Here is a 23,736-nt window from a genome sequence, read left to right on the forward strand (position 1 = left end):
TTGAACTCGGGGTCGTGTCTTCTGCGTTTGCCTTTCATTTTGTGCGTGTTCGGTTCGGTTTGCGGTACCAACCCACGCTCCACAATCATAGCTTAACCATTGGACCGATTTTCGGGGTCCGGCTCAGTCCTCAGCGCTTCGCGTCCTCCCAGGCGGCATCCATCTGCGCGGCATCGGCCTCTGCCAGGGACAAGCCGGCTGCCGCCAGCCGCGACTCCATCGCGGCAAAGCGCCGCTGGAATTTTTCATTGGCGGCCGCCATCACCACCTCGGGATCCAGGCCCCGGAAGCGTGCCAGGTTCACCACCGAAAACAACAGATCGCCCAGCTCCTCGGCGGCCGCCTCCGGGGAGTCCGCGGAGGCGAATTCATCGACCTCCTCACGGACTTTTCCGATCACACCCGCCTCATCCGGCCAATCGAAGCCGACCTTGGCCGCCTTCTTCTGGAGTTTGGCCGCGCGGAGCAAGGCGGGCAGTCCGTGGCCGACGCCGTGCAGATAGGGCTTTCCGCCCTCGCCCTTCTCGGCCCGCTTGATCTCGTCCCACTGCTGAAGGACGCCATCCGTCGTCGCGACCGCGCTGTCGCCGAAGACGTGGGGATGCCGGCGGACGAGCTTGTCGCAGATGCCGCGCGCCACCTCGTCGAGGTCGAACACGCCGTCCTCCGCCGCCAGCTCGCTGTGGAAGACGACCTGCAGCAACAGGTCACCCAGTTCCTCCTTGAGATGGTCGCGGTCGCCCCGGCGCAACGTATCGACCGTTTCATAGGCTTCCTCGATCAGATTCGGGATCAGGCTTTCATGGGTCTGCTCGGCGTCCCACGGGCAGCCGCCGGGCGCGCGCAGCCGGTGCATGATGGAGCGCAGGCGTTCGAGCTGCCGCTCCTTGTCGGAGCACCCGGTCATTTCCTCGTCATTCATCGGGGTCGCTGGGAGGCTTCTTGGAGGATGGCTCTTTCCTCTTCGGTCAGGCTGCCGATGCCCTCGCTGGAGACCTTTTCGAGGATCCGGTCGACCTCGCTTTCCGAGTGCAGATCGACCTCCGTGCGGGGCCGGATTTTGCCGGCCCGACGATGGCGGAACTGCCTCGGGCGGATGACTTTTTCCCGGACGGCGGTGCCCTTGCCGAGCACTCCGGGGAAGCGCATCAGCAGCAGCCCCATCAGCGCGCCGCCGAGATGGCCGGCCTCGCCCCCGCTGTTGGCGAACCAGCTGGCGTTCGGAAAAATCAGCCCGCCGAGGATGGTCAGCATCGCAAGACCCGCGAAGACCAAGGCCAGCTGGCGCATGGTCAGCGTAACCGGCGGGATCAGCAGCGCCACCCGCGCTCCGGGGGCGATGCGATAGACGGCGAACAACAAGCCGAACACGCCGGCGCTGGCCCCGACCAGGTTGGACTGGACCGAATTGGCGTTCGGCAGCAGGCCGATCGACATCAGCAGCGAGAAAAACACGGCCCCCGCCGCCCCGCACAGGAGGTAGTAGGCGGCAAAGCTCTTGCTCCCCCACCAGCGCTCGACCCATGGAGCGAAGACGTAGACGCCGATCATGTTGAAGAAGATGTGACCGAGCGAGAAGTGCAGGAACTGGAACGTGACCAATCTCCACAGTTGCCCGTGCAGGAAGGCTTGCGAGACGTTGAAGGCACCGTATTGCTCGAACGGACCCGTCATCGCAATGCCATCGACCAGCAGGCCGCGCTCGCTCCGGAACACGAAGTCGAGCAGGAACACCACCACGTTGGCGATCAGCAGGGCCTTGGTCACGGGCGGCAGTGCCGGCCTCGTCACCTGGCGGGCCTGATAGTCACGGTCAGCGAATCCCATCCCCGGGGCATTACCACGGGCTCACCCGGGCGGCAAGGGGGGCAACGCACGCACCCAGGCCGCCCGGAACCACCCGGCAGCCGGGTTTTCCGAAGCGCAAATCACGGTTTTGTCCCATGCGAAGGGTTCCCATCGTCTCGGAAACGCTATGAATCGGAGTCGGGCAGGGCAAATCCGGTCATTTCAAAAGATGGCACCGGGTTTGCTCAACCCATGCCCGACAACACACCCATCACCATCATGATCCATATTGAGTCCACCCACGCACCCGATGCCCGTCCGATCGAGCCGGAGCTCGTTCTCGGCGACGCATGGGATCCGTCGGCCGTCGCGGACCTGATCCGATCCAAGTCCTCGCACGACGAGTCCCCTTGCTTCCTTTTTCTGGGCAAAACCGAGGCCGATCTGCTCCGTTCCCACCTCGGAGCCATCTTCGGCGAGGAAAACGTTCCCTGCCTCAAGGACACCTACTACATGGGCCTGGAAGTCATCGAAATCGCCTGTGAAAGCTTCCTTCTCGCGGGCGGCCGCAAGACCGCCCGCACCCTCCAGGACCCGATGTCGCGCCGGCCGGCTTGGCGCGATGCCGACTCGGACTCGCTCTGGCACCTTCGGTTGCACTGAATTTCCCCGCGATGCCCCTTCAGGGCGGCTCGCGCCCCATCCCGTGAGGTCCCACGCGGGTGAGGGGCGGGCGGCCCCCCTTCCTCCCGGGCCAGGGGCCGATGATTCGGAGCTTTGATCCTCCGCCCGCATGGGTTGGCATGGCGCCTCCATGAAGCGCTTGGCCCTCCACTGGCAGATCCTCGCCGCCCTTTTCCTCGCCACCGCCACGGGCATGGTTTTCCGCGCCCTGTTCGGGGGCGATGCAGACACGCACCCCTTCGCCAGTCGCGCGCTCGCCACTTCCTCCTTCATCGGCGGCCTCTTCATGCAGGCGTTGAAGATGATCATCGTGCCCCTGATCGTCACCTCCGTCATCAGCGGCATCGCCAGCCTCCAGGGCGTCAAAGGCTTCGGCCGCCTCGGCGGGAAAACGGTCGGCTTCTACGCCCTCACCACGCTTTGTGCGGTGATCACCGGGCTGGTCATGGTCAACCTGATCCAGCCGGGCATGAGGGATGGCGAACCGAATGCCGCCATCAAGGCCGCCTTCGACGACCGCGCCGCCACCGCCTCCGCCGAGGACCAGGCCAAGGTGGCCGCAGCCGCCCAACGCGAGGCCGGCGACTTCCTGGAAACCTTCCGCATGATCGTGCCGGCGAACGTTTTCAAGGCCGCCACCGACAACGGCCAGATGCTCGGTGTCATCGTCTTCAGCATCCTCTTCGCCGTCGCCATCACCCGCCTGCCGGCCGATGAAATGCGCACGCTGCGCGAATTCTTCCAGGCCGGCAACGATGTCATGATCACCGTCACGCGCTGGGTGATGGCCATTTCCCCGATCGGCGTCTATGCGCTGATGTTTCCCGTGATCCACGCCAACGGCCCGGACGTGTTCTGGGAAATGAAGGCCTACTTCATCACCGTGCTGCTGGCCCTCGCCATCCACCTCGGCGTGACCCTCCCCCTGATCCTGCGCTTCTTTGGAAAAATCCGCCCGCTCGACCACTTCCGCGGGATGCGCGAGGCCCTGCTGCTGGCGTTTTCCACCGCCTCATCCTCCGGCACGCTCCCGGTCACCATGCGCTGCGTGCAGGAAAAGGCCGCCGTTTCCAAGCGGACGGCCTCCTTCACCCTACCTCTCGGTGCCACGGTGAACATGGACGGCACCGCCCTCTACGAGTGTGTCGCGGTCGTCTTCGTCGCCCAGGTCATGGGGGTCGAGATGGGCTTCACCCAACAGTTCCTCGTCGTCACCGCTGCCCTGCTGACCAGCATCGGCGTGGCCGGCGTCCCTTCCGCGAGTCTGGTGGCGATTCTGCTCATCCTGAAAAACAGCCACGTCCCCGGCGCGGAGACGGCCGTGGTGGCGCTGCTCACCGTCGACCGCCTCCTGGACATGTCGCGCACCGCCGTCAATGTCTTCGGCGACTCCTGCGCCGCGGTGGTCATCGCCCGCAGCGAGGGCGAGGCCGTTTACCCGCGCTGAATGCCGGATTCCCCGGGCTTGCCCCCCAAGGGTCCGGCGGCTAGACCGCGCCCATGCACGGTTTCGCCTACAAGAACGGTTCGCTTCACTGCGAGGACGTCGACCTCCAGTCCCTCGCGGACGAGCACGGCACCCCGCTCTACGTCTATTCCGCCGGGACGCTGCGCGATCACTACACGCGCCTCGACCAGGCCATGGCCGGCGTCGATCACGAGGTCGCCTATGCCGTGAAGGCCAACTCGAACCTGTCCGTGCTGCGCCTGCTCGCCGGTCTCGGCGCCGGCTTCGACATCGTCTCGGGCGGCGAGCTGTTCCGCGTGATCAAGGCCGGCGGCGATCCCGCCAAGTGCACCTTCGCCGGCGTCGGAAAGACGCGCGGGGAAATCGAATACGCCCTCCGGCAGGGGATTTACTCCTTCAACGTCGAAAGCGAGGAGGAGCTGCGTTTCCTCAATCAGGTCGCCGGCGATCTCGGCCTGACGGCGCCGGCCGCGGTGCGCGTGAATCCAAACGTCGATGCCAAGACCCACAAATACATCTCCACCGGCAAGTCGGAGAACAAGTTCGGCGTCGATTTCGAGTTGATTGAAGGGCTCTACGCCCGCGCGGCCGCCGAACTGCCCCACGTGAAGCTCCGCGGCCTGCAGATGCACATCGGCTCGCAGCTGACCTCCATCCAGCCTTTCATCGAGGCGGTGGAAAAGGTCACTCCGCTGGTGCTCTCGCTGAAGGAAAAGCACGGCATCGAATTCTGGTCGATCGGCGGCGGCATCGGCATCGTTTACCACGACTCGCTGGCCGCCGGCTCGGTCGATTGGTGGGATGAAAAAAGCGAGCAGGAGCGCCCGCTCACGCTCAGCCAGTATGGCCAGGCGCTGGTGCCCCGGCTGAAGGATCTCGGCCTGAAGATCCTGCTCGAGCCGGGCCGCGCCATCGCCGGAAATGCCGGCGTCCTCCTCACCCGCTGCCTTTTCGAGAAGAAAGGCACGGCCAAGACCTTCAAGATCGTCGATGCCGGCATGAACGACCTGATCCGCCCCGCGCTTTACGAAGGCCACCACGAGATCGTGCCCGTGACCGAGCCCGGCGACACGCGGGTATCCGTCGATGTCGTCGGGCCGATCTGCGAGAGCGGTGACTTCTTCTGCCAGAACCGCGAGCTGCCCGACTTCCAGCCCGGCGAGGGGGTCGCGCTCATGTCGTGCGGCGCCTACGGCTTCGTCATGGCGTCCAACTACAACACCCGCCCGCTGCCCGCCGAAATCCTCGTCGATGGAGCTACGGCAACCGTCGTACGCCAGCGCCAGACCCTCGACGACCTCGTCGCCGGAGAGCTGTAAGACCGGAAAGATCCCCGGCCCCGGGGCGGTAGTGGAGGGAATTCATGAAAGGTTCCCTATCACGCCATTGTGCGATCGCCGCCGCGGCGGTCTCGTTTTCCAGCCCCGCTGCCGCGGAAAGCGGCAAAGGCTGGGTCGAATATCCCGGCGGGGACGGTCCCGGCGCGGGAAAAAACGTGGTTTTCCTGGCAGGCGACGAGGAATACCGCTCCGAGGAATCGCTGCCGCAGCTGGCCAGGATGCTCAGCGTCCGGCAGGGCTTTCACGGCACCGTGCTCTTCTCCACCGATGACCAGGGCTTCATCGCTCCGAACGCCAGCGATTCGCTCGGCAGGCCTGAGGCGCTTGACTCGGCCGATCTCATCGTCATGCAGCTACGCTTTCGGAAATGGCCGGACGAGGTGATGGCGAAGTTCGACGCGGCGATGAAACGCGGCGTCCCGGTGATCGGCATCCGCACCTCCACCCACGCCTTCCAACTTCCGGAGGACAGCGCGTTTTCCTCCTACAACCGCTTCGGCCCCGACATGCTCGGCGCGGGCTGGGTCAGCCACTGGGGAGACCATCAGAAGGAGGGCACCCGGACCGTCACCGAGCCCGGCGCGGAGAGCCATCCGCTGCTCCGGGGAGTCGGTGAAATCACGGGCCCGACCGATGTCTACGAGGCCCACCCACCGGACGACGTCACCATCCTGCAACGCGGGCAGGTGATGGACGGCGTCCTGGCCGACTCGCCTCCGGCGAACTACGACAAACGCCGTAGCGACGGCACCCTCCAGCCGGTCAACGATCCCATGATGCCCGTCACCTGGACCCGGGAGCTGCCCCTGGGCTCGGGAAAAACCCGCCGCGTCCTGTGCACGACCCTCGGGGCCGCCACCGATTTCGAAAGCCCGGGCCTGCGCCGCCTGATTGCCAACGGCGTCTTCTGGTGCCTGGGCATGGAGGTCCCGGTGACCCTGGATGTCGATCCTGTCGGCCCCTACCATCCGAGCGATTTCGGCTTCGACCGCTTCCGCCGGGGGATGGTGGCCGCGGATCACGAGCTCACGGCATCACTGGATTTCGAGCCGAAGGAGGGCGCCCGCATCGCCATGGTCGGCGGCAGCCTGGCGGCCCGGATGGACCTCTTCGGCGAATTCGAGAGCCGGATTCACGCCCGTTTCCCGGAAAAACACTTCGTCATCCGGAACTTCGCGCGGCCGGCGGACGAGGTCGGCATCCGCGTGCGGCAGGACCATTACACGGCGCTCGACGATCCCCTGAAGGTCTTCGGGCCGGATTGGCTGCTCTGCTTCTTCGGCTTCAACGAGTCCTTCGCGGGGCCGTCAGGCGTCGAAGCCTTCAAGCAATCCTACCATCGTTTCCTCGATGAAATGGGCGACCGTTACCTGCACGATGGCCGACGCCCGAAGTTCGTGATCGTCTCGCCCACCGCCTTCGAGGACACGGGAAATCCGGACCTGCCCGACGCCGCCGCTTCCAACGAGCGGATCCGGCTTTATACCGCGGCCGCCAAACAAGTCGCCGAAGAGCGCGGCATGCCCTTCGTCGACGTGTTCCACCCGACCCTGCCCTTGTTTTCCCGCGAGCCGGGCATGCAGTTCACGATCAACGGCGCGCACCTGAACGCGGCCGGCTACCGGGAGCTGTCGAAATGCCTGACCGCCGCCTTGTTCGGCCCCGGGGAACCGGGGCTGGAGCCGGCCGCCTTCGATAAGCTGAAGGCCATGGTGGTGGAGAAGGCGTGGATCCATCGACAGGACCACCGGATGTTGAATGGCTGGTATGTCTACGGCGGCCGCAATACCTGGGACAAGGAGACCTTCCCGCGGGAGTTCGAGAAGATCCGGGCAATGGTCGCCGAGCGCGACCGCGTCTGCTGGGAACGGGCCGCGGGCCGCGAGGCGGAACCCGATGATTCGAAGACCGGCGAGCTGTTCGTCCCTCCCACCAATTTCGGCAACGTCACCTACTCGGAGCCGAAAGAGCTGAAATACCTCAGCCCGGAGGAAAGCATGGCCACCATGACCGTGCCGGAGGGCTTCGAGGTGCAACGGGTCGCCAGCGAGCGCGAGTTTCCCGAGCTGGCGAAGGCTTTCCAAATCAACTTCGACAACCGCGGCCGGCTCTGGGTCCTGTGCTCGCCCTCGTATCCGCAGTGGAAACCCGGCGACCCGTTTCCGTCCGACCGGCTGCTGATCCTGGAGGACCTCGACGAGCACGGCCGCGCGCGGAAATGCACGACCTTTTACGACGGACTGACGACCCCCATGGGCTTCGAGTTCTGGAACGGCGGTGTGCTCGTGTCCAACGGCGGCAGCATGGTGTTTCTCAAGGACGAGGACGGCGACGACCATGCGGACACCGCCGAGCAGGTGCTCGATGGTTGGGCGACCGACGACTCGCACCACACGGTCGGTGCCTTCGAGTGGTCGCACGACGGGCTGCTGCACATGGGCGAGGGCCTCGCGATGCACACCGCGGTGGAAACGCCGTGGGGACCGCATCGCGCGATCAACCGCAGCGGCGTCCACATCCTCGATCCCCGCTCGTGGAGCCTGCGCCACTACGCCACGCCGGGCTACGGCAATCCATGGTGCTATGTGTTCGACCAATGGGGCAACGGCTTCGTGGGCGATGGCACCACACCCCAGCAGCACTGGGACAGCCCGCTCAGCGTCGCGACCGGCGCGCACGCGGGCATCGATCCGATCTTCGATGGCCAGGGCATGCGGCCGAACGTCGGCAACGAATTCATCATCAGCCGGCATTTCCCCGACGAGTGGCAGGGCCGCTTCGTCTATGCCTGCGTGAACAACATGCGCGGGCTGACCACCTTTTCGCTGGGCGACGATGGCGCCGGCTTCCACGGCGAGCGCGCGCCGATGGATTTGCTCCACGCCAGCGACGCGAACTTCCGCCCGGCCGACCCCCACATCGGCCCCGATGGAGCCCTCTATTTCGCCGACTGGCACACGGCGCTGCTCGGGCACATGCAGTACTCGCAGCGCGACCCGAATCGCGACAAGGTCCACGCCCGCGTCTACCGGATCGTGTGCAAGGACCGCCCTCTGCTCGAGCCGGTGACCCAGTTCGGAAAATCCAGCCCGGAAATCCTCGAGCAACTCCGCGAACCCGAGTGGCGCACCCGCTACCGCGCGCGACGTGAGCTGCGCGCGCGGCCGGAGGACGAGGTGCTGCCCGCGGTGAAATCCTGGCTGGCCGCCGTTTCGCCTGACGCCCCCGCCCGCGACCGGCTTCGCTGTGAGGCGTTGTGGCTTCAGCAGTCGTTCCACGCGGTCGATCACGCGCTGCTCACCGAGGTCCTGGCGCATGCCTCCGGCCGAGCCCGGGCCGCCGCGCTGCGGGTGATCGCGGATGCGGCCGCCAGCCCCGTGGGCAGCATCGACGATGGCCTTGCCCTGCTGGAGGCCCACGCGGACGACCCCGACCCGCGGGCGAGGTTGGAAGCGGTACGCGGGCTGAGTTTTTACCCCGGCATCCGGGCGGTGAATGCCGCCCTGCTCGCCGCGCGGACCGACCGGGACCAATGGCTGGAGCACACGCTCCGTTCGACCCTGATCGGCATGGAAAAGGTCTGGCGGCCGCTGCTCGGCTCCGACCAGATCGCACCGGGCAACCCGGACGGCCGGCGTTATCTCGAAGCCCTCGACAACGAACGCCGGCCCGGCGGGAGAGCGATTCCAGCCCTGAAGGAACTCCTCGGCGGAAGCGCGGAAAAGCCCCGCGAACTGGCCGCCGTCGTCGCCACCGGCAAGGGCGTCGCGAGCCGCGGCGAGGCGGTCGTTTCACGCATGTGCTCGGCCTGCCACCAGGTCGATGGCAAGGGCATCGCCTTCGGGCCCAGCTTCGATGGCGTCGGCGCACGCCTCAGCCGCGAGGACCTCGTGATGTCGATCATCGACCCCAACGAAGCCATCAACTCCGCTTATCTGGTGAACAACCTCGAACTCACCGACGGCACCGCGCTGACCGGCTTCGTGCCTGCGGAAAACGACAAGTCGCTCGACTTCCGGCAGCCGGACGGATCGATCCGCACGATCCCGATGTCCGAGATCCGCAAGCGTGACACCATCCGCCAGAGCTCGATGCCCGAGGGCCTCGGCGCGGCCATCTCGCCGCAGGAGTTTCTGGATGTCGTCGAGTTCCTGAGCAGCAGGAAATAGCGGACGGATCAGCCTTCACCGTTTTCCATCCGCCGCCGTTTCCGCTCTCGACCTTCCGCAGAAATGCGCCTGGCCTCGTCTTTGCGCCGCCGCTCCGCATCCCGGCAGCACCGGCAACGAATGGCGAACGACTCCATTTCGCCGCCCATCTCCTCATACCACCAGCGCTGGCTCTTCGCGGTCCAGATCTCCTTGCGGCCGCAATCGCAGCATACGAACGGATAGTCCTCGTAGTAGCAGCCCTGAAATGTCGGCACACCCATGCTGCCCATGACACTGCGCGATCGCAGCCGATCCGTGCGGATGCGGATCAATCCACGCCGGCGGCCCTCCTTTTCCAAGGCCCGCTGCCGCTCTTTTTCTTCGGCCGCCCGCTGCCGCTGTCGTCGCCGGTCCAGCCGACTTCGCTTGTCGCCGGCTTTCTTGCGCTCTCGTTTGGGATAGTGCCTCGGCATGAGTCAGCGATTCCAGAAAGTCATCGATGCTTTGACCAGCAGGAACCACGGACTTGTCACTTGCGGCCGGGCATCCATGTTGCGGCCACCGGATGCCGCCGCTTCTCCAGCTCCACCTCCTGGTTTTCCTCATCACCTCCACCGGCATCCTGGGTCGCCTGATCGAGCTGCCGCCGGAGGGCATCGTCGCCTGGCGCACGCTGATCGCCTCGACCGGTGCGCTGGCGATCGCCGGGGTCATCCGCCGGCTTCCGTTGTGGCCGGGAAAACGGCGGCTCGTCACGATGCTCGGCGTCGGCGCCATCATGGGCCTGCACTGGATCTGCTTTTTCGCCGCCATCAAGCTCGCCAACGTGTCGATCTGCCTCGCCGGCCTCGCGACGATCTCGCTCTTCACCGCCTTTTCCGAGCCGCTGCTCACCCGCAAGCGCATCCGTCCCTACGAGGTGCTCCTCGGCCTGCTGGTGCTGGCCGGCATCGTCATGATCGCCGGCTCCTCGCGGGGTTACCTCGCCGGACTGGCGGCCGCCTTGGCCGCAGCCGTGCTGGCCTCGATTTTCCCGGTCCTGAATCGCGACCTCGTCCAGCGCGGCTGTGATCCGCAGGTCATGGTCGGCTGGGAAATGATCGGCGCTTTCCTGGTCACCCTGCCGGTGATCGGCGTCCGGCTTTTCAAGGGATATGATGGCCTTCTACCGGCTGCCTCCGACTGGGGCTGGCTGCTGATCCTCGGCCTCGTCTGCACCGTTTTCGGCCACGCGTTTCACATCCACCTGCTGAAACGGATCACCGCCTATCAGGGCAACCTCGCGTTCAACTTCGAGCCGGTCTACGGCATCGTGGCCGCCGGGCTGATCTTCGGCGAGTGGCACGATCTCCACCCGGGATTCTACTTCGGTGCCGCGACGGTCATTGCCGCCAACCTGCTCCACCCATGGCTCGAGCGAAGGCTCAGAATGAGTTTGGAAACCACGGATTAAGGGAGGGATTTTGGTTTTAAAAAGCCCTTGATCCGCCAATCCGTGGTTCGGTTTCAACGGAGTTGGCGGTTAGCCTCGTCGCGGGCCCACTTGTCGGCCGCGATGACGCTCTCCAGCGAGCGGGCCGACTCGACCTTGTGGCGGTCCATCACCTTGCGGACGAGGTCCCAGATTCCCGGAAACGGCAGCTTCCCCGCGACAAAACGCTCCACCGCCACTTCGTTCGCGGCGTTGAACACGGCCGGCAAGGTTCCGCCCAGCAGCCCCGCGCGGCGCGCCAGGCCGAGCGCCGGGAACACCTCGTGACGGGGCGACTCGAAGTCGAGCTTCGCCAGCCGCGCGAAGTCGATCCTTTCCAGCCCGCCGTCCACCCGGTCGGGCCACGTGAGCGCATACTGGATCGGGAACACCATGTCGGTCTTGCTCAGCTGCGCGAGCACCGAGCCATCAATGAACTCGACCATCGAGTGCACGATGCTCTGCGGGTGGACGATCACATCGATGCGGTCCATCCCGATCCCGAACAGCCACCGGGCCTCGATCATTTCCAAGCCCTTGTTGAAAAGCGTGGCGGAGTCGATGGTGATCTTCGGCCCCATGTCCCAGGTCGGGTGCTTGAGCGCGCGCTCGACCGTCACCCCCGCCAGCTCCTCGGGCGGCGTTTCACGAAACGGACCACCGGAGGCGGTGAGGATCAGCCGCGAGACCTCGTCGGGGCCGCCCTGGTGCCCATCGAGGCACTGGAAGATCGCGTTGTGCTCGGAATCGACCGGCAGGATCGCGACCCCGTGCTTTTCCGCCGCGGCGGTGATCACCTCGCCGGCCATCACGAGGATTTCCTTCGAGGCGACGGCCAGGTCCTTGCCGCACTCGATCGCCGCCAGGGCCGGGCGCAGGCCCGCGGTGCCGACGATCGCCACCAGCACGATGTCCGCCTCCGCCAGACACGAGAGTTCGCAGAGGCCCTCTTCTCCGACGTGGACCGTGACGCCCTCGGGCAGCAGTTTCCGCAGCTCGGCCTCCTTCGAGGCATCGCAGAGCGCGACCTCCCTCACGCCCGTCTCGCGCACCTGCGCGGCGAGCTTTTCCACGCTGGCATTCGCCGCCAGGCCGATCAGCTCGATGCGGTCGGGCAGGCGCCGCGCCACTTCCAGGGTCGAGCACCCGATCGACCCGGTCGACCCGAGCAGCACCACCTTTTTCCGTTTCACGCCACCCATTGGAGATAGAAATACAGGACCGGAGCGGTGAAACAAAGCGAGTCGATCAGGTCGAGCGCGCCGCCGATGCCCGGCAGCATGTGGCCGGAATCCTTGATGCCGAGACTGCGCTTGATGACGCTCTCGGCGAGGTCGCCCACCACCGCCAGCAGCGACAGCACGAGGCTGAGCACGATCACCGCCCCCCACCCGCCGAGCACGTGGAGCCCGGTGGCGAAGTTCGGCATGTCATCGTGAAACAGGGCGTAGAGCCCGCAGCCTGCCAGCAAGGCGAAGGCCAGCGCGCCGCCGAAGCCCTGCCACGTTTTCCCCGGGCTCACGTGCGGGATCATCTTATGCTTCCCGATCGCGGAGCCGACGATGTAGGCACCCATGTCCGAGAACTTGGTCACGGCGATCATCCACAGCAGCAGCGTGGCCCCGGGCACCTGGCCCTCGCCCGGCACGGTGAAGACGATCCGGGCGCAGAAGTTGAAGAGAAAGGGCAGATAAAGAAAGCCGACCACATTCGCCGCCACCGCCTGCAGGGGCTCGGTGCCACGGATCGGATGCCGCAGCTGCAGCGTAAAGGCTCCCGCCAGGGCGACGAAGACCGCGGCGCCATCGAGCCACTCCGGCATCCCGCCGGGCAGCACCCCGAGCAGGAAAAGATAGAGCACCACCGAGTAGGTGACGGCCAGCGCCACGCCGAAGCGCGGAAAGCTCTTCATGCCGCCGGCGCGCAGCATCTGGAAGAACTCGATGCTGGCCAGCACGGCCAGGAATCCGATCAGCGACACATACGCCCAGCCCAGGCGGCTGGCGAACCCGGCCGCCACCACACCCCACAGCCCGAGCGTGCTCGCCGTCCGCCGGATGAACACGGCGCGCTTGCTGGGTGGCTGGGAAGGTGCGGGCATTTCGGAAACGCCGGCATCCAACCGGGTGCCGGCGCGGAGGGCAAATCATTCCGACTGCGCAACCTTCTTTCCGTGGCCGGGTTGCATCACCCAGAAGCGAGCGGCCGCCACCTTCCATTTTCAGAAACACGTAACGACCCGATTCCATCGACATGAAAACGATCCAAATCCTCAGCACGCTCGCCGTTCTCGCGACGGGAACCAGCTTCAGCTTCGCCCAGGGAGGGCCGCCCGACGGTCCCCCGCGCGACGGTCAGCGCCGCGGCCTGCCGCCCCAGGTCCTCGAAAAATTCGACAAGGACGGCGACGGCAAGCTCAACGAAGAAGAGCGCAAGGCCATGCGCGACGAGCGCGAGGCCATGCGCAAGAAGATCATGGCAACCTACGACACCGACGGCGACGGCAAGCTCAGCGCTGACGAACGCAAGGCGATGCGCGAGGCCATGATGAAGCGCCACAAGGAGCTGCTCGAAAAATACGACGCCGACAAGGACGGCAAGCTCAGCTCCGAGGAGCGCAAGGCCGCCGTCGATGCCGGCGAGGAGCTGCCCATGATGCCGATGCGTGGCGGCCCGCGCGGTGACCGCCAAGGCCCGCGCCCCGATCGCAAGGGCCCGCCGCCGGCACCTCCGGAAAACGAGGAAGCCGCGGAGTAAATCCCGCTGCCCGTTCATCTCAAGCGGCCCGGTCACCACGTCCGGGCCGTTTTTTTGCGCCAGGTGCGGGGCGGCTCAGTCCCACTCCTGCTCCACCGCCTTCAGCTCGAGGTGGAGCCGGTTCCAGATCTCGGTCCGCGGGGCCAGTTTCGCCTGGCGGTCGGCAAGCCGGCGGCGGATGCCGATCAGGCCGCGGCCGTACATTTCGAACACCTCCCGGATCGCCTCCGCGTGGCAATCGCGCAGCGGCAGGAAAAACCGGGCCACGGCATTGCTCAGGTGCTCGCGCACCCGGGCCACCAAACGCCGGCGCGACAGCCACACGGCCAGCATCCATCCGGCTCCCAGCGCCACCACCGCCCCCGCCAGGATCCACGCGGCGGGATCGAATCCCAGAGTGCCGCAGACGCCCATCGCCATCACCAGCAGCAGCCAGATCGCGAAGCCCGCCTTGAGCTTGTCCGCCCGCTTGCGCGCCGGCCCGTCGATCACCGCCCGGATCCGCAGCGAATCCAGCACCCCGGGCAGCGCCCGTCCCACGTGGGCCGCAAAGCGTTCCTCCATCGTCTCGCGGAACTCGATCACCGTGCTCGTTTTCCCGGGCTCGATCGACATCCGCTCGATCACCCGCGGGCGCACCTCCGACCAGTGGCCCTCGCACTCGCCCGCGATGCGTTCGAAATCGCGCCGCGCGAAGGCTTCGACGTGGGTCTTCATGCGCTCCGCGAAATCCGTCTCGAGCACCGCGCCGAGCGAGTCGCCGAAAAGCAGGGCCCGCACCGTGCGCAGCACGCCGAGGCGCTTGTTGACCTTGGCCATCAGGCGCGCGATCTCGTCCTGATAGATCGCCCGCTCACCCGCCAGCGCTTTCTCCGAGTGCTCGATGAGCAGGTCCCGCAGCTCGCCGGACTCGCGCTCGAGATTGGTCAAAAACCAGCCATCGTCCGCCATCGTCCGGCCTTGGTGGTCCAGCCCGGCCTCGATCTCCAGCAGCCGCCGCAGCGCTTCCTGAAACGCCAGATCCATCCGATGCCGCGCCTCGGAAGTGCGGCAGAACATTTCCTCGAAAAGGTCCTCCAAGGCCGAAAGCTCGGGCTCGCCATCGGCCGGCTGCGCCGCCACGGCCAGAATCGGAAGCTCGCGGCCGACCTTTTTCAGGCACAGCTCCGTCATGTGCCCGCGGATCACCCGCAGGTCCTCGTCGTTCTTGCGGTCGGCCCGCTGGATCACCAACGCGGTCCGTTTCAGGGACTCCTCGCCCAGCTCACTGACGAAGGTCCAGCTCGCAGCGGTCCAGGTGTTTTCCGAGGGAAAAACGACCAACAACAAGTCGGCCTGCTCGTAGAGCGGCGCTTCGGCCTGCACCTGATCGCGGGCATCGCTGTTGTTCCCCGGCGTATCGACCCACTCCAGCTCCTCCAGCCCGGGAGCCCGCACCCGCTGCACCTGCCACTCTGCGGCAGCGCTGGACTTGGACGTGGTGTAGAGCGTCGTCTCCCGGGTGATCGGCAGCGGGCCGGACGGCGCGATCTCGGCCCTGGCGACGGCATTGAGCAGCGCCGACTTGCCGGCATTCACCTCGCCGATCGCCACCACCCGCCGCGGTCGCAGCAGCTCGGCCAGCGCCTCGCCGGGCACCGGCCGGGATTCCATGCCGATGTCGGAGGCGAGAGCCTCGATCCGGCGCCGCCCGTCTAACAGGCGGTCCCGTGTCCGGTGGAAACATTCACCCCACATGGCCGCGGCCGTTCGGGGCTGGAGTTATTGCTCGTTGTCGTTGGCGGCCTGGGCGGGCGCCTCCGCCGGCTTCATGGCCAGCAGTTGGGACACGGTCACAAACTTGTAGCCCTTGCGCAGCAGGCCATCGAGGGTGGCCGGCATGGCGTCCACGGTCGGCGCGTGCAGGTCGTGCGAAAGGATGATGGCACCCGGGGTGGCCCCACTGAGGATGCGGGATGTCACGACCGAGGGGCCGGGACGCTGCCAGTCGCGCGGATCGACCGACCACAGGATGGTCGGGTAGCCGAGCTCGGAGCGGATCCACTCGCGCTGGGTCTGGAGCAGGGCCCCGTAGGGCGGGCGCATGGTGCGCGGCTGCACGCCGGCGGCCTTGACGATCGCGTCGCGGGTCTTGTTGAGCTCGCTGAGCACCGCGTCGTGGCCGAGCTTGGTCAGGTTGCGGTGGGTGTAGGTGTGGTTCCCGATTTCATGGCCCTCGGCCACGATGCGGCGGACGACCGACGGGTAGAGGTCCACGTTGCGGCCGATCACATAAAAAGTCGCCTTGATGTTGCGGTCCCGCAACATGTCGAGCAGGCGCGGCGTGTTCTGCGGATGCGGGCCGTCATCGAAGGTCATCGCCACGTAAGGCTCGCTGACCGAGACGCGGGAAAAAGTCACGCCGGCATCCTTCTTGAAGTTCGCCGGGAGATTCATGTCCGGGTTGCGAGGCACGGGGCCGGTCGTCCGCGGAGTGCTGTAGGCCCGGTTGGCGGGGCTTTTGACCGGAGCGGCAGCCTCCGTCGGAGCCGCCGGCGTCTGATGGGCGGCAGCGGCGTTTTCGTCCGCATTCGAGCAGCTCCCGAGGGAGGTGCCGAGAATCCAGCAGGCGAGAAGATGAGCAGCGAATTTCATGAGGGAATGGAGGTCGGTGCGAGGCATCGGAGTCCGCGAATCATGCCCTGTGCTTCGCATATGTCACGCCTCCATTTTCCAACAAATCTTCACAATAAACGTCCTAGGATGGGAGCCAGCACCCGGACGCGCTCTTCCGGCCAGCCCTCGCGCGGGGTCATGATGGCGCCATCGAGCGACCGGTGCTCCGGCCACTCCGCCTCCGCCGGGACCTCCGGCACGGCCCGGGCGAGGACCCTTTTCGCCAGGGAAACATTGGCCTGCAGGTGGGCGATCACCGCCTCCGCCGTCACCGGCTCCTCCTCGACCTTCCAGCAATCGTAATCGGTAACCATGGCCATGGTCGCCAGCGCGATCTCCGCCTCGCGGGCGAGCTTCGCCTCCGGCAGGTTGGTCATGCCGATGACGTCAAACCCGAGCTGGCGGTTGGCCTCGCTCTCGGCACGGGTGGAAAAAGCCGGCCCGTCCATGTTCACGTAGGTGCCCCCGTCATGGACTTCCGCCCCCTCGGCCCGCGCCGCCTCGAACAGGATCCGGCGGAGTCCGGCGCTGACCGGATCGCCGAAGGCCACATGGCCGGCAATCCCGCCGCCGAAAAAGGTGTGGTGTTCGCGGCGGCTGGTGCGATCGAAATACTGGTCCGGCAGCACCATGTGCCGTGGCGCGTACTCCTCCCTCAGACTGCCCACGGCGGTGACGCAGATCAGAAACCGCACGTCCAGCGAGCGCAGCGCCCAGATGTTCGCGCGGTGGTTGATTTCATGCGGCAGAATGCGGTGACCTCGCCCGTGGCGGGGCAGGAACCACACCTGCCGGCCGGCCAGGATACCGCCGACCAAGGCATCGGAAGGCTCGCCGAAGGGCGTGTCGATCCGCCGCTCCTCCGCCTTCTCGAAGCCTTCGATTTCATAAAGTCCGCTTCCTCCGATGATTCCGATCGCCGCTGGCATGCCCTGCCCCTCTCACGGGAGGCCGTCGGGCATCAACCCGGAATCGTCCCGCGGCACGATTTCCGGCTTTTCGGCCCGTGGCCGCTCTGTCATGCCGCGCGCGATTCGGAAAATCCTCGCCCTGCTCCTGCTCGCCGCGCTGCCCGCCTGCCGCGACAAGGAAGGTGAGTCCGCCGATGATCCCGTGAACGCCACCATCGATTTCCCCCTGCCCGGCCCCGAACGCGCCCGCGCCGCCGCCGACCGGGTGCGCCCGGGCCTCACCCGCGATCTTGAAGCCCAGGGTCTGCAGTTCCGGGACCCGGTCTTCATCCGCGCCTTCAAAGAGGAACGGGAGCTCGAACTCTGGGTGCGCGACCGCGAATCGCAGAAATTCGTCCTTTTCCGCACCTACCCGATCGCCGCGGCTTCGGGAAAGCCCGGCCCAAAGCTCGCCGAGGGAGATCGCCAGGTGCCCGAGGGCTTCTATTTCGTCTCCACCTCCCGCCTCAACCCGGCCTCGAAATACCACCTCGCCTTCAACCTCGGTTTCCCCAACGAATACGACCGCATGAACGGCCGCACCGGCAGCTCGATCATGATCCACGGCGATCAAGTCTCGATCGGCTGCCTCGCCATGACCGACGAAAAGATCGAGGAGATCTACACCCTGGTCGCCGCCGCCCTGGAGCGCGGCCAGCCCTTCGTGCGCGTCCACCTCTTCCCCTTCCGCATGACCGATGAGCGGATGGAAACGGAAAACGCCTCCGAGTGGGCCGGCTTCTGGCGCAACCTCAAGCAGGGCTACGACCTCTTTGAGCAAACCCGCGTGCCGCCCCAGGTCCACGTGGTGAACGGCCGCTACACCTTCGAATAAGGCGTGCCGCCGGGCGCAAACAAGGGCAGCACCGACGGCCGCTGCAGCACCAAAATGGTGAAGATGCCGAGCACCGTGCCCATCGGAATCTGCAGACAGGCGAGGCAGGCCATGACGAACACGAAGGTTCGGTTCCGCCGCTGCGACAGGGAGCGCCCGGCGTAATACATGAGCACCGCAAAGGTCCAGCCGATCACGATGAACGCGCTGGCCATGCCAATGAAGAGCCAGCCGGGATTGAATGGAATCTCGCCCGCATCCGGCGTGAAGCCATGGATCACCATGAAGATGCCGATCACCAGGTGGATGATCGGGATCGAGGCCCCCAGCGCCACCAAGCCCGCGTAGATGTAGTGGAAGATCACCAGCAATCGCAGGTGTTCCTCATCACGTTGGCGCAGGTAGAGATCCTGGCCCGGCACGGTGGGCGGCTGGTCCATGCCGTCATGAAAGCCGATTTCCTTCCCGCCATCCAGCCTTGTCTCCCGCCCCGCGGCAGGCTACCTGTCCCAGCGCGCTGACCCAGGCGCCCGTAGCTCAGTTGGATAGAGCACCCGCCTTCTAAGCGGATGGTCGCTGGTTCGAATCCAGCCGGGCGCGCTTCGCTTCCCTCCTGAAATAGCGACACCGAGGGTGCAAATGGAGATGGCCGGGCGGAAGCAACTTGCCCAGACGCCCCGCCGAGGCTTGATGAACTTCCGCGCCCCGCCGCATGCCCGACGCCTCGTGCGGCCTCTCCCCGTTGAAATCCCTTCCCCTTCGCTCCGTCCAGGCGATACCGCTCACCAGCTGGGGATGAGAATCACCCGTCGGATCGGTGCTGCGGCCGGCCGTGCACGGGTGAGTGATGAGAATCTTTACGACCTGCTGTCAGGACAAATGATCAAAGCGCCGCACGTCGCTGCGATCTTCGATTTCCGCACCCCCTCCAGGGCACGTCACACGGGACAAACGGCGCCGTCATTCCCCCTGTTGGAATCAGGATTCCGGGCCTTAACATGACGCGCATGGGTAGCGGTTAAGCGTCGATCTCCCACGGCTTCGCCTTCACTCGCATTCTGACGGTCACCCGATGCCTTCAAACCGATCGCGATTCTTCCAGAATGGGCAGTGTGGACAACTCTCTCCCTCAGGATAATCAACGCCCTCCTCATGAGGGCATCCGAAGACCTTCTCAACCATGATCAGGGATCGCACCTCATGTTCGCGAAGTCGTGCGAGGATCGATTCCTGGGTTGGGACATCGAACCGGATATCCCTATCCTCGTGGAAATAGCGGTGAATTATCGCCTCTTCCTCGTTGTCGGTCAGGAAAATCCCAAGAACCGCTTTCGTCGCACGCTTGTCATCGGGACCATAGAACGCGAGTGTGGCCCGAGGCAGACCTTGATCTCCAGCCTTCGCTTTCCTCCGGAGGTTCGTGATTGGTTTGGCCATCTGATCTGTAGCGGACGCTTGAGGCCACCCAACCCAGCTAGCGGGGTGTCAGCCTGATTCAGGTTACAGGTTCCTCACCCACCCTCAAGCTCCGACTCGCGGGGGGGAGGTGGCAAGGCTCAGTATCTCGCGGCGATTCGGGTAAACGTCGTCCGCGATCAGAGGAATTCGGATCGGCCGTGCCCATGAGGTACCGCAAACCCATCCGGGCTTGTTGCCCCAAATGATCACTTCATCGTCAGAGGTCCTCTCGATGTCAATCATGGCACCTTTTGACAGCAGGTGGTCCTCCCTCCCAATGTAGTTTGAAGACTCCAGTTCAAGGGTTCGCCCGTCGGCTAGCGTAACCGCAAGACCCTCAACCTGTGAGATCACGATGGGGTTCCTTAGTGGTTGGCTCTCGATCACACGAGGACAATGGAAACCAATGAGTCCCGTGAAGGTTCCTATCCCGAGCAACACGCAGATCAGGAGAAGTATGACGACCGTATTCTTCATTCCCTTTCGGGCCGTGGAAGTCCACATCCGCTACCGGGAGCGCGCCTCCGACTCTGGTTGAGGTTTGAGGCCACCCTCCGAACTCAACTCGGAACGGGTAGCGGATTGTGGTGTGACACTTTGTTCGGCATTTTCTGTGGTTGGTTGAGTCCGGCTGACAACGACGTCATCGCTTGCGCCGACCTCTAAATCCAACAAATTCATGAGAGCATCGATACGTCGATTCAAGCCAACCACATGAATCTGAACTAATCCAACGGCAGCAGCGAACAATCCTAGAAGTCGCCAATCCACACCCGCGTCGCCCCAAACGAAGGCGACAGCAAGAAGTGGCGCTAGAATCGGAATGATTTCACGGCTCCAATATCCTCTTGCGCGTTTGAGCTTCGCTCGCCGGTATCGCGACCCATCAATCACCACCCGCGAATAAGCTTCGAGTTCTTTCTCGGATAGTCGGGCGACTTGCTCTTGAGATAATTGCATTCTGGGAGTTTTTCTGCCGTAAAATGTGGTGGCACCCGTTTACCCGGAACGCCAGCCCGATTCATGGTAAAGGGTTCTCATCAGAGTTCAATCTCCGACTCGTGGCGAGGTAGCCAGGGCGATCAAGTTAGGGAAAGGAGTCTTTCGCGGTAGGCGACGTTCATCAGCGCCTCGAAACGTTTCTTCGGCACGGATTTGATGATCCCGGCGTCGTCGTTGAGGATGTTGAGCACGATGCGGCGCGTGGTGCCGAGGTTCTCCGCGGCGTTGCCTGCGGAGGTCTGGTTGGGGTCCTCGCGCAGCGCGGTGTCCAATACCCAGTGGCAGGGATTCCGCAGTACGCTCGGCAGAGAAGAAGCCATCTCCTCCAGACATCTTCTTTGCAATCACCCGAATGACGTTGCCGACGATGAACGGCACGATCAAAACGACCAGCGCGTGAGTAAACGGAAGCACGAAGAATGCGGAGATCACCAAGCCAAGCCAACCGACCACGCCGATTAGCGAGAGAAGGGTTGTCAACGTCGCGGACGAGCTCGTCAGCAGGCGGAATCGAAACGCCTCGCGCACCCCAAGCAACCCGGCGACGGAGGGGAGCAGATTCCACCGAGCTGGACAGCGCGATGGGCCATGAGAGGAACCGGAGTCGGGGTATCCAGGTGATAGCTCGAATCCGGATATCCCGGTGAAAAGGCGAAACCTGACCTTTCGTAGCAGCGACCCTGCAGCCCGGAGGCGGACCCGTGCGGTTCGGAGCCGGGACGGCGCGGCTCGGAGCCGGGACGGCGCGGCTCGGAGCCGGGACGGCGCGGCTCGGAGCCGGGACGGCGCGGTTCGGAGCTGGGACGGCGCGGTTCGGAGCTGGGACGGCGCGGTTCGGAGCTGGGACGGCGCGGTTCGGAGCTGGGACGGCGCGGTTCGGAGCTGGGACGGCGGAGGGTGGAGGTGGGGGAGGGCACCTCCGGAGTGCCACCCCCCACCTCCGAGGTGGGGGGTCAAGGGGTGGGCTGGGGCCGGGTGGATTGCTCGGAGCGGGCGGAGAGGGAGTCGGCCAGGGGCCTGGGCACCGGGGGGTATACACCATCGGGCCAGTCATGGCCCTCCCTGCCTTCTCATCTAATCTTGTTCTGCCATTCATTCTGCGGCCATGTCATACTCTCTCACCAGTGCGCGGAATGCCTTCAGTTGATCGGATGGAAGATGCACGTTCAGCACAAGAGGCTCGTCTTCATCCATTGCGGACAGACGCCTCCGGAGACCCAAATCCATGAGCTCCAGTGCGACATACTGACCGTAAGTCTCGGCGAGCTTCTCTGTAAACTCCATGATGCGGTCGTAGTCCTTATCGCGCCCCTTCGGTGGTCGGAGCTTCACGACGGACTTGGTCAAAATGCCTTCCGAAACGAGAACTGAGAGAAGCCTATCGATCTCTTTGAGGTCATCGGTGAAGAATGACGGATCCGGTTGGCCGGATGGGTTGAGGCGCTGAAACACCAAGGCAACATTCTGGACTCGGACTGAAAGCTTCATCCACGGAGAGAACTCCGAAGCAGGCTTCACCTCTTCCGCGAGGGATGTGCCGATAATCAGAACGGCTATGAGGGTCGCGATAGGTCTCATTTCTTTGCAGAGTAAGGTAGGGCCGCCGGTCATCCGGCGTCCCCCTCGCAGATCCCGGCGTGCGGAATGACCGCACCGGGCTCCTCGGATGGACGCGCTTCGATTCCGCGACGCCGTTGGTTTCTGTTTCTGACTTCATCGTTTACTCAGGCTCTCCCGGCTTGTCGAGCCTCCCGCCAGCTCCAGGGTAAGGGGGTTTCCAAGATCTTCGGCCGCGGCATCTTCCACCGCTCCCAGGCCTCGGCAAACTCCGCCCAGGTGAAGCTCCGCCGCTGGCTGCGGCAGTTCCACCCTTTGAAGGCCAAGCGCCGGACGTGATGCAGCAGTTGCCACAAACGCACTGAATTCCCGATCACTCCGAAGTAGCGGCTGCGAACGACGGCTTTCACCGTAAAAGCGCCCATGCTTCGCCGCGTTTCAGGAAACCCCGCTCCGCCGGCGACTCGCACCTCTCCCGGCGCGGGCGAATCCCGGAGCGATTCGCCCCGCGGCCCCCGCGGAGGTCGTCAAACGGCCATCCGCCGCCGCCCGATCACGGCAAGTCGTTGACCCACCGACGCGGATTGAAACCGCAAGAGCGATAGCCCCACCGCCCGCCCAACCCGCCTGGGCCCGTTCAACAACCGATAGCTTCGGGGCTACCGCCCGAAGCTATCTTTGGGGTTCGGCTTTCATTTTTCGGGCCTGGTCTTTGCGGGATCTCGGAAATTTCGATCCAAGAGATCCGCGATTTCCGGAAGCTTGCCGAGCAGTCGTGATTCGGCTGGGACCCTCTCAAGATTCTTGCCATTCATATTAGCTGGCATGACGGCGAAGCCTCGAAGCTGCATCTCGACCACGTAGAAAAGCTCGCCATCGACTGAGACCGCAAAGAAGTCGACCAAAACATCCAAGAGTTCTGGTTCCTTCAGCGGAGGAGAATCAAAAGCTCGGCGCACTCGCTCCGCATCTCTAGGTTCGAGCGTCTTCATGCTCTTGATCTTGTAGAGACGAGATTCGCCCTTCGTTTCTGGGAACTCAAGCGTCAGAATTGCGACACCCTTGATTGGAGTCTCACCATTAAACTTCGGCTCGCCAAATACGATGGCAACCAGAGCGGCGAATACGATAGCACTGGGCTTCATCATTTGCAGATTGAGGTAGGGACGCCGGTCATCCGGCGCCCCCCTCGCAGATCCCGGCGTGCGGAATTGCCGCACCGGGCTCCTCGGATGGACGGGGCTTCGATTCCGCGACGCCGTTGGTTTCTGTTTCTGACTTCATCGTTTACTCATGCGCTCCCGGCTTGTCGAGCCTCCCGCCAGCTCCAGGGCAAGGGGGTTTCCAAGATCTTCGGCCGCGGCATCTTCCACCGCTCCCACGCTTCGGCAAACTCCGCCCAGGTGAAGCTGCGCCGCTGGCTGCGGCGATTCCACCATTTGAAGGCCAGGCGCCGGACGTGATGCAGCAGCTGCCACAGCCGCACCGAGTTGCCGAGCATCTGCCGGTCGAGCAGGCGGGCAAGCGACCGGAAGCGATGCTTCGGGTCTTTTGTCGCCTTGGTTTCCAGGGCGGACAGGGTGCTTGACGCGCTTGATGGGAGGGTCGTCCGTCCTCTCG

At 64.8% G+C, this 23,736-nt stretch carries 22 protein-coding genes, 1 tRNA gene and 1 pseudogene; 8 read left to right on the plus strand and 16 right to left on the minus strand.

Going from position 1 to position 23,736, the window contains the following annotated elements; genetic code table 11:
* Positions 1 to 130 precede the first annotated feature (130 nt).
* Both mazG and ABXH26_RS20110 read right to left on the minus strand, forming a co-directional pair.
* A complete protein-coding gene (gene mazG / locus ABXH26_RS20105) occupies positions 131 to 922 on the minus strand; it encodes a nucleoside triphosphate pyrophosphohydrolase (RefSeq protein WP_353568900.1) in 792 nt (263 codons plus the stop codon).
* Entirely contained in the window at positions 919 to 1,827 is a 909-nt protein-coding gene (locus ABXH26_RS20110; RefSeq protein WP_353568901.1) for a rhomboid family intramembrane serine protease, read from the minus strand. Before ABXH26_RS20110 ends, mazG begins: the two co-directional genes overlap by 4 nt.
* 213 nt (positions 1,828 to 2,040) lie before the next feature.
* Between ABXH26_RS20110 and ABXH26_RS20115 the strand changes: the two genes are divergently transcribed.
* The 4 genes from ABXH26_RS20115 to ABXH26_RS20130 all read left to right on the plus strand — a co-directional run bounded on the left by ABXH26_RS20115 (position 2,041) and on the right by ABXH26_RS20130 (position 9,449).
* Positions 2,041 to 2,451 (plus strand): hypothetical protein, encoded by a 411-nt coding sequence (locus tag ABXH26_RS20115; protein ID WP_353568902.1) that lies wholly within the window; start codon positions 2,041 to 2,043, stop codon positions 2,449 to 2,451.
* Between the two features lie 151 nt (positions 2,452 to 2,602).
* Positions 2,603 to 3,919, plus strand: a complete 1,317-nt coding sequence (locus ABXH26_RS20120; protein WP_353568903.1) for a dicarboxylate/amino acid:cation symporter — start codon at positions 2,603 to 2,605, stop codon at positions 3,917 to 3,919.
* A gap of 53 nt (positions 3,920 to 3,972) precedes the next feature.
* Complete coding sequence (gene lysA / locus ABXH26_RS20125; RefSeq protein ID WP_353568904.1) at positions 3,973 to 5,259, plus strand: diaminopimelate decarboxylase; 1,287 nt, start codon at positions 3,973 to 3,975, stop codon at positions 5,257 to 5,259.
* 44 nt (positions 5,260 to 5,303) lie between these two features.
* On the plus strand, positions 5,304 to 9,449 hold the full coding sequence (locus ABXH26_RS20130) for a DUF7133 domain-containing protein (protein ID WP_353568905.1): 4,146 nt from the start codon (positions 5,304 to 5,306) through the stop codon (positions 9,447 to 9,449).
* Positions 9,450 to 9,457: 8 nt separating this feature from the next.
* On the opposite strand, the gene ABXH26_RS20135 is transcribed toward ABXH26_RS20130, so the two are convergent.
* The gene (locus ABXH26_RS20135) at positions 9,458 to 9,904 is read right to left on the minus strand and encodes a zinc-ribbon domain containing protein (RefSeq protein ID WP_353568906.1); all 447 of its coding nucleotides are present in this window, start codon (positions 9,902 to 9,904) and stop codon (positions 9,458 to 9,460) included.
* A gap of 92 nt (positions 9,905 to 9,996) precedes the next feature.
* On the opposite strand from ABXH26_RS20135, the gene ABXH26_RS20140 reads away from it, so the two are divergent.
* Positions 9,997 to 10,884 carry a DMT family transporter gene (locus ABXH26_RS20140; RefSeq protein WP_353568907.1) on the plus strand — a complete coding sequence of 296 codons (888 nt, stop codon included), beginning with the start codon at positions 9,997 to 9,999 and terminating at the stop codon, positions 10,882 to 10,884.
* Positions 10,885 to 10,937: 53 nt separating this feature from the next.
* Here ABXH26_RS20140 and dxr read toward each other — a convergent pair whose 3' ends face one another.
* Positions 10,938 to 12,095, minus strand: a complete 1,158-nt coding sequence (gene dxr / locus ABXH26_RS20145) for a 1-deoxy-D-xylulose-5-phosphate reductoisomerase (protein WP_353568908.1) — start codon at positions 12,093 to 12,095, stop codon at positions 10,938 to 10,940.
* Entirely contained in the window at positions 12,092 to 13,003 is a 912-nt protein-coding gene (locus tag ABXH26_RS20150; protein WP_353568909.1) for a phosphatidate cytidylyltransferase, read from the minus strand. The genes dxr and ABXH26_RS20150 overlap by 4 nt, the downstream gene beginning before the upstream one ends.
* 152 nt (positions 13,004 to 13,155) lie before the next feature.
* Here ABXH26_RS20150 and ABXH26_RS20155 point away from each other — a divergent pair, with 152 nt between their 5' ends.
* Positions 13,156 to 13,659 carry an EF-hand domain-containing protein gene (locus ABXH26_RS20155; RefSeq protein ID WP_353568910.1) on the plus strand — a complete coding sequence of 168 codons (504 nt, stop codon included), beginning with the start codon at positions 13,156 to 13,158 and terminating at the stop codon, positions 13,657 to 13,659.
* Between the two features lie 75 nt (positions 13,660 to 13,734).
* Here ABXH26_RS20155 and ABXH26_RS20160 read toward each other — a convergent pair whose 3' ends face one another.
* From ABXH26_RS20160 to mtnP, 3 genes are all read right to left on the minus strand, one after another.
* Complete coding sequence (locus ABXH26_RS20160; RefSeq protein WP_353568911.1) at positions 13,735 to 15,396, minus strand: dynamin family protein; 1,662 nt, start codon at positions 15,394 to 15,396, stop codon at positions 13,735 to 13,737.
* A gap of 24 nt (positions 15,397 to 15,420) precedes the next feature.
* Entirely contained in the window at positions 15,421 to 16,293 is an 873-nt protein-coding gene (locus ABXH26_RS20165) for a polysaccharide deacetylase family protein (RefSeq protein ID WP_353568912.1), read from the minus strand.
* An 89-nt stretch (positions 16,294 to 16,382) separates the two neighbouring features.
* A complete protein-coding gene (gene mtnP, locus ABXH26_RS20170; RefSeq protein WP_353568913.1) occupies positions 16,383 to 17,243 on the minus strand; it encodes an S-methyl-5'-thioadenosine phosphorylase in 861 nt (286 codons plus the stop codon).
* 91 nt (positions 17,244 to 17,334) lie between these two features.
* On the opposite strand from mtnP, the gene ABXH26_RS20175 reads away from it, so the two are divergent.
* The gene (locus tag ABXH26_RS20175; RefSeq protein ID WP_353568914.1) at positions 17,335 to 18,099 is read left to right on the plus strand and encodes a L,D-transpeptidase family protein; all 765 of its coding nucleotides are present in this window, start codon (positions 17,335 to 17,337) and stop codon (positions 18,097 to 18,099) included.
* Here ABXH26_RS20175 and ABXH26_RS20180 read toward each other — a convergent pair.
* Positions 18,084 to 18,539, minus strand: a complete 456-nt coding sequence (locus tag ABXH26_RS20180; protein WP_353568915.1) for a hypothetical protein — start codon at positions 18,537 to 18,539, stop codon at positions 18,084 to 18,086. The genes ABXH26_RS20175 and ABXH26_RS20180 overlap by 16 nt on opposite strands.
* An 86-nt stretch (positions 18,540 to 18,625) precedes the next feature.
* Between ABXH26_RS20180 and ABXH26_RS20185 the strand changes: the two genes are divergently transcribed.
* Positions 18,626 to 18,699: transfer RNA gene (locus ABXH26_RS20185), tRNA-Arg, on the plus strand.
* Positions 18,700 to 19,164: 465 nt separating this feature from the next.
* Here ABXH26_RS20185 and ABXH26_RS20190 read toward each other — a convergent pair.
* The 7 genes and pseudogenes from ABXH26_RS20190 to ABXH26_RS20220 form a co-directional block, all read right to left on the minus strand.
* Positions 19,165 to 19,536, minus strand: a complete 372-nt coding sequence (locus ABXH26_RS20190) for a hypothetical protein (protein WP_353568916.1) — start codon at positions 19,534 to 19,536, stop codon at positions 19,165 to 19,167.
* Between the two features lie 528 nt (positions 19,537 to 20,064).
* A complete protein-coding gene (locus tag ABXH26_RS20195; RefSeq protein WP_353568917.1) occupies positions 20,065 to 20,517 on the minus strand; it encodes a hypothetical protein in 453 nt (150 codons plus the stop codon).
* Positions 20,518 to 20,639: 122 nt separating this feature from the next.
* Positions 20,640 to 20,879, minus strand: a complete 240-nt coding sequence (locus ABXH26_RS20200; RefSeq protein ID WP_353568918.1) for a hypothetical protein — start codon at positions 20,877 to 20,879, stop codon at positions 20,640 to 20,642.
* Positions 20,880 to 21,651: 772 nt separating this feature from the next.
* Positions 21,652 to 22,137, minus strand: coding sequence for a hypothetical protein (locus ABXH26_RS20205; RefSeq protein ID WP_353568919.1), 486 nt, complete (start codon positions 22,135 to 22,137; stop codon positions 21,652 to 21,654).
* A gap of 146 nt (positions 22,138 to 22,283) precedes the next feature.
* On the minus strand, positions 22,284 to 22,526 hold the full coding sequence (locus ABXH26_RS20210; RefSeq protein WP_353568920.1) for a hypothetical protein: 243 nt from the start codon (positions 22,524 to 22,526) through the stop codon (positions 22,284 to 22,286).
* 282 nt (positions 22,527 to 22,808) lie between these two features.
* Positions 22,809 to 23,264, minus strand: a complete 456-nt coding sequence (locus tag ABXH26_RS20215) for a hypothetical protein (RefSeq protein ID WP_353568921.1) — start codon at positions 23,262 to 23,264, stop codon at positions 22,809 to 22,811.
* A 143-nt stretch (positions 23,265 to 23,407) separates the two neighbouring features.
* Positions 23,408 to 23,736: pseudogene (locus ABXH26_RS20220) on the minus strand (hypothetical protein); the annotation flags it as partial.

The organism is Haloferula sargassicola, assembly GCF_040362925.1.
In the GTDB taxonomy this organism is placed as follows: Bacteria; Verrucomicrobiota; Verrucomicrobiia; order Verrucomicrobiales; family Akkermansiaceae; genus Haloferula; species Haloferula sargassicola.

Bases quoted from the DNA above. Each gene is read 5' to 3' on its own strand.
- mtnP (WP_353568913.1), bottom strand. From the start codon at position 17,243: ATGCCAGCGGCGATCGGAATCATCGGAGGAAGCGGACTTTATGAAATC.
- ABXH26_RS20140 (WP_353568907.1), top strand. From the start codon at position 9,997: ATGCCGCCGCTTCTCCAGCTCCACCTCCTGGTTTTCCTCATCACCTCC.
- ABXH26_RS20110 (WP_353568901.1), bottom strand. From the start codon at position 1,827: ATGGGATTCGCTGACCGTGACTATCAGGCCCGCCAGGTGACGAGGCCG.
- ABXH26_RS20180 (WP_353568915.1), bottom strand. From the start codon at position 18,539: ATGGACCAGCCGCCCACCGTGCCGGGCCAGGATCTCTACCTGCGCCAA.
- mazG (WP_353568900.1), bottom strand. From the start codon at position 922: ATGAATGACGAGGAAATGACCGGGTGCTCCGACAAGGAGCGGCAGCTC.
- ABXH26_RS20115 (WP_353568902.1), top strand. From the start codon at position 2,041: ATGCCCGACAACACACCCATCACCATCATGATCCATATTGAGTCCACC.
- ABXH26_RS20205 (WP_353568919.1), bottom strand. From the start codon at position 22,137: ATGAGACCTATCGCGACCCTCATAGCCGTTCTGATTATCGGCACATCC.
- ABXH26_RS20120 (WP_353568903.1), top strand. From the start codon at position 2,603: ATGAAGCGCTTGGCCCTCCACTGGCAGATCCTCGCCGCCCTTTTCCTC.
- ABXH26_RS20200 (WP_353568918.1), bottom strand. From the start codon at position 20,879: ATGGCTTCTTCTCTGCCGAGCGTACTGCGGAATCCCTGCCACTGGGTA.
- ABXH26_RS20150 (WP_353568909.1), bottom strand. From the start codon at position 13,003: ATGCCCGCACCTTCCCAGCCACCCAGCAAGCGCGCCGTGTTCATCCGG.
- ABXH26_RS20130 (WP_353568905.1), top strand. From the start codon at position 5,304: ATGAAAGGTTCCCTATCACGCCATTGTGCGATCGCCGCCGCGGCGGTC.
- ABXH26_RS20175 (WP_353568914.1), top strand. From the start codon at position 17,335: ATGCCGCGCGCGATTCGGAAAATCCTCGCCCTGCTCCTGCTCGCCGCG.
- ABXH26_RS20195 (WP_353568917.1), bottom strand. From the start codon at position 20,517: ATGCAATTATCTCAAGAGCAAGTCGCCCGACTATCCGAGAAAGAACTC.
- ABXH26_RS20160 (WP_353568911.1), bottom strand. From the start codon at position 15,396: ATGTGGGGTGAATGTTTCCACCGGACACGGGACCGCCTGTTAGACGGG.
- ABXH26_RS20190 (WP_353568916.1), bottom strand. From the start codon at position 19,536: ATGGCCAAACCAATCACGAACCTCCGGAGGAAAGCGAAGGCTGGAGAT.
- ABXH26_RS20165 (WP_353568912.1), bottom strand. From the start codon at position 16,293: ATGAAATTCGCTGCTCATCTTCTCGCCTGCTGGATTCTCGGCACCTCC.
- ABXH26_RS20135 (WP_353568906.1), bottom strand. From the start codon at position 9,904: ATGCCGAGGCACTATCCCAAACGAGAGCGCAAGAAAGCCGGCGACAAG.
- ABXH26_RS20155 (WP_353568910.1), top strand. From the start codon at position 13,156: ATGAAAACGATCCAAATCCTCAGCACGCTCGCCGTTCTCGCGACGGGA.
- lysA (WP_353568904.1), top strand. From the start codon at position 3,973: ATGCACGGTTTCGCCTACAAGAACGGTTCGCTTCACTGCGAGGACGTC.
- ABXH26_RS20215 (WP_353568921.1), bottom strand. From the start codon at position 23,264: ATGATGAAGCCCAGTGCTATCGTATTCGCCGCTCTGGTTGCCATCGTA.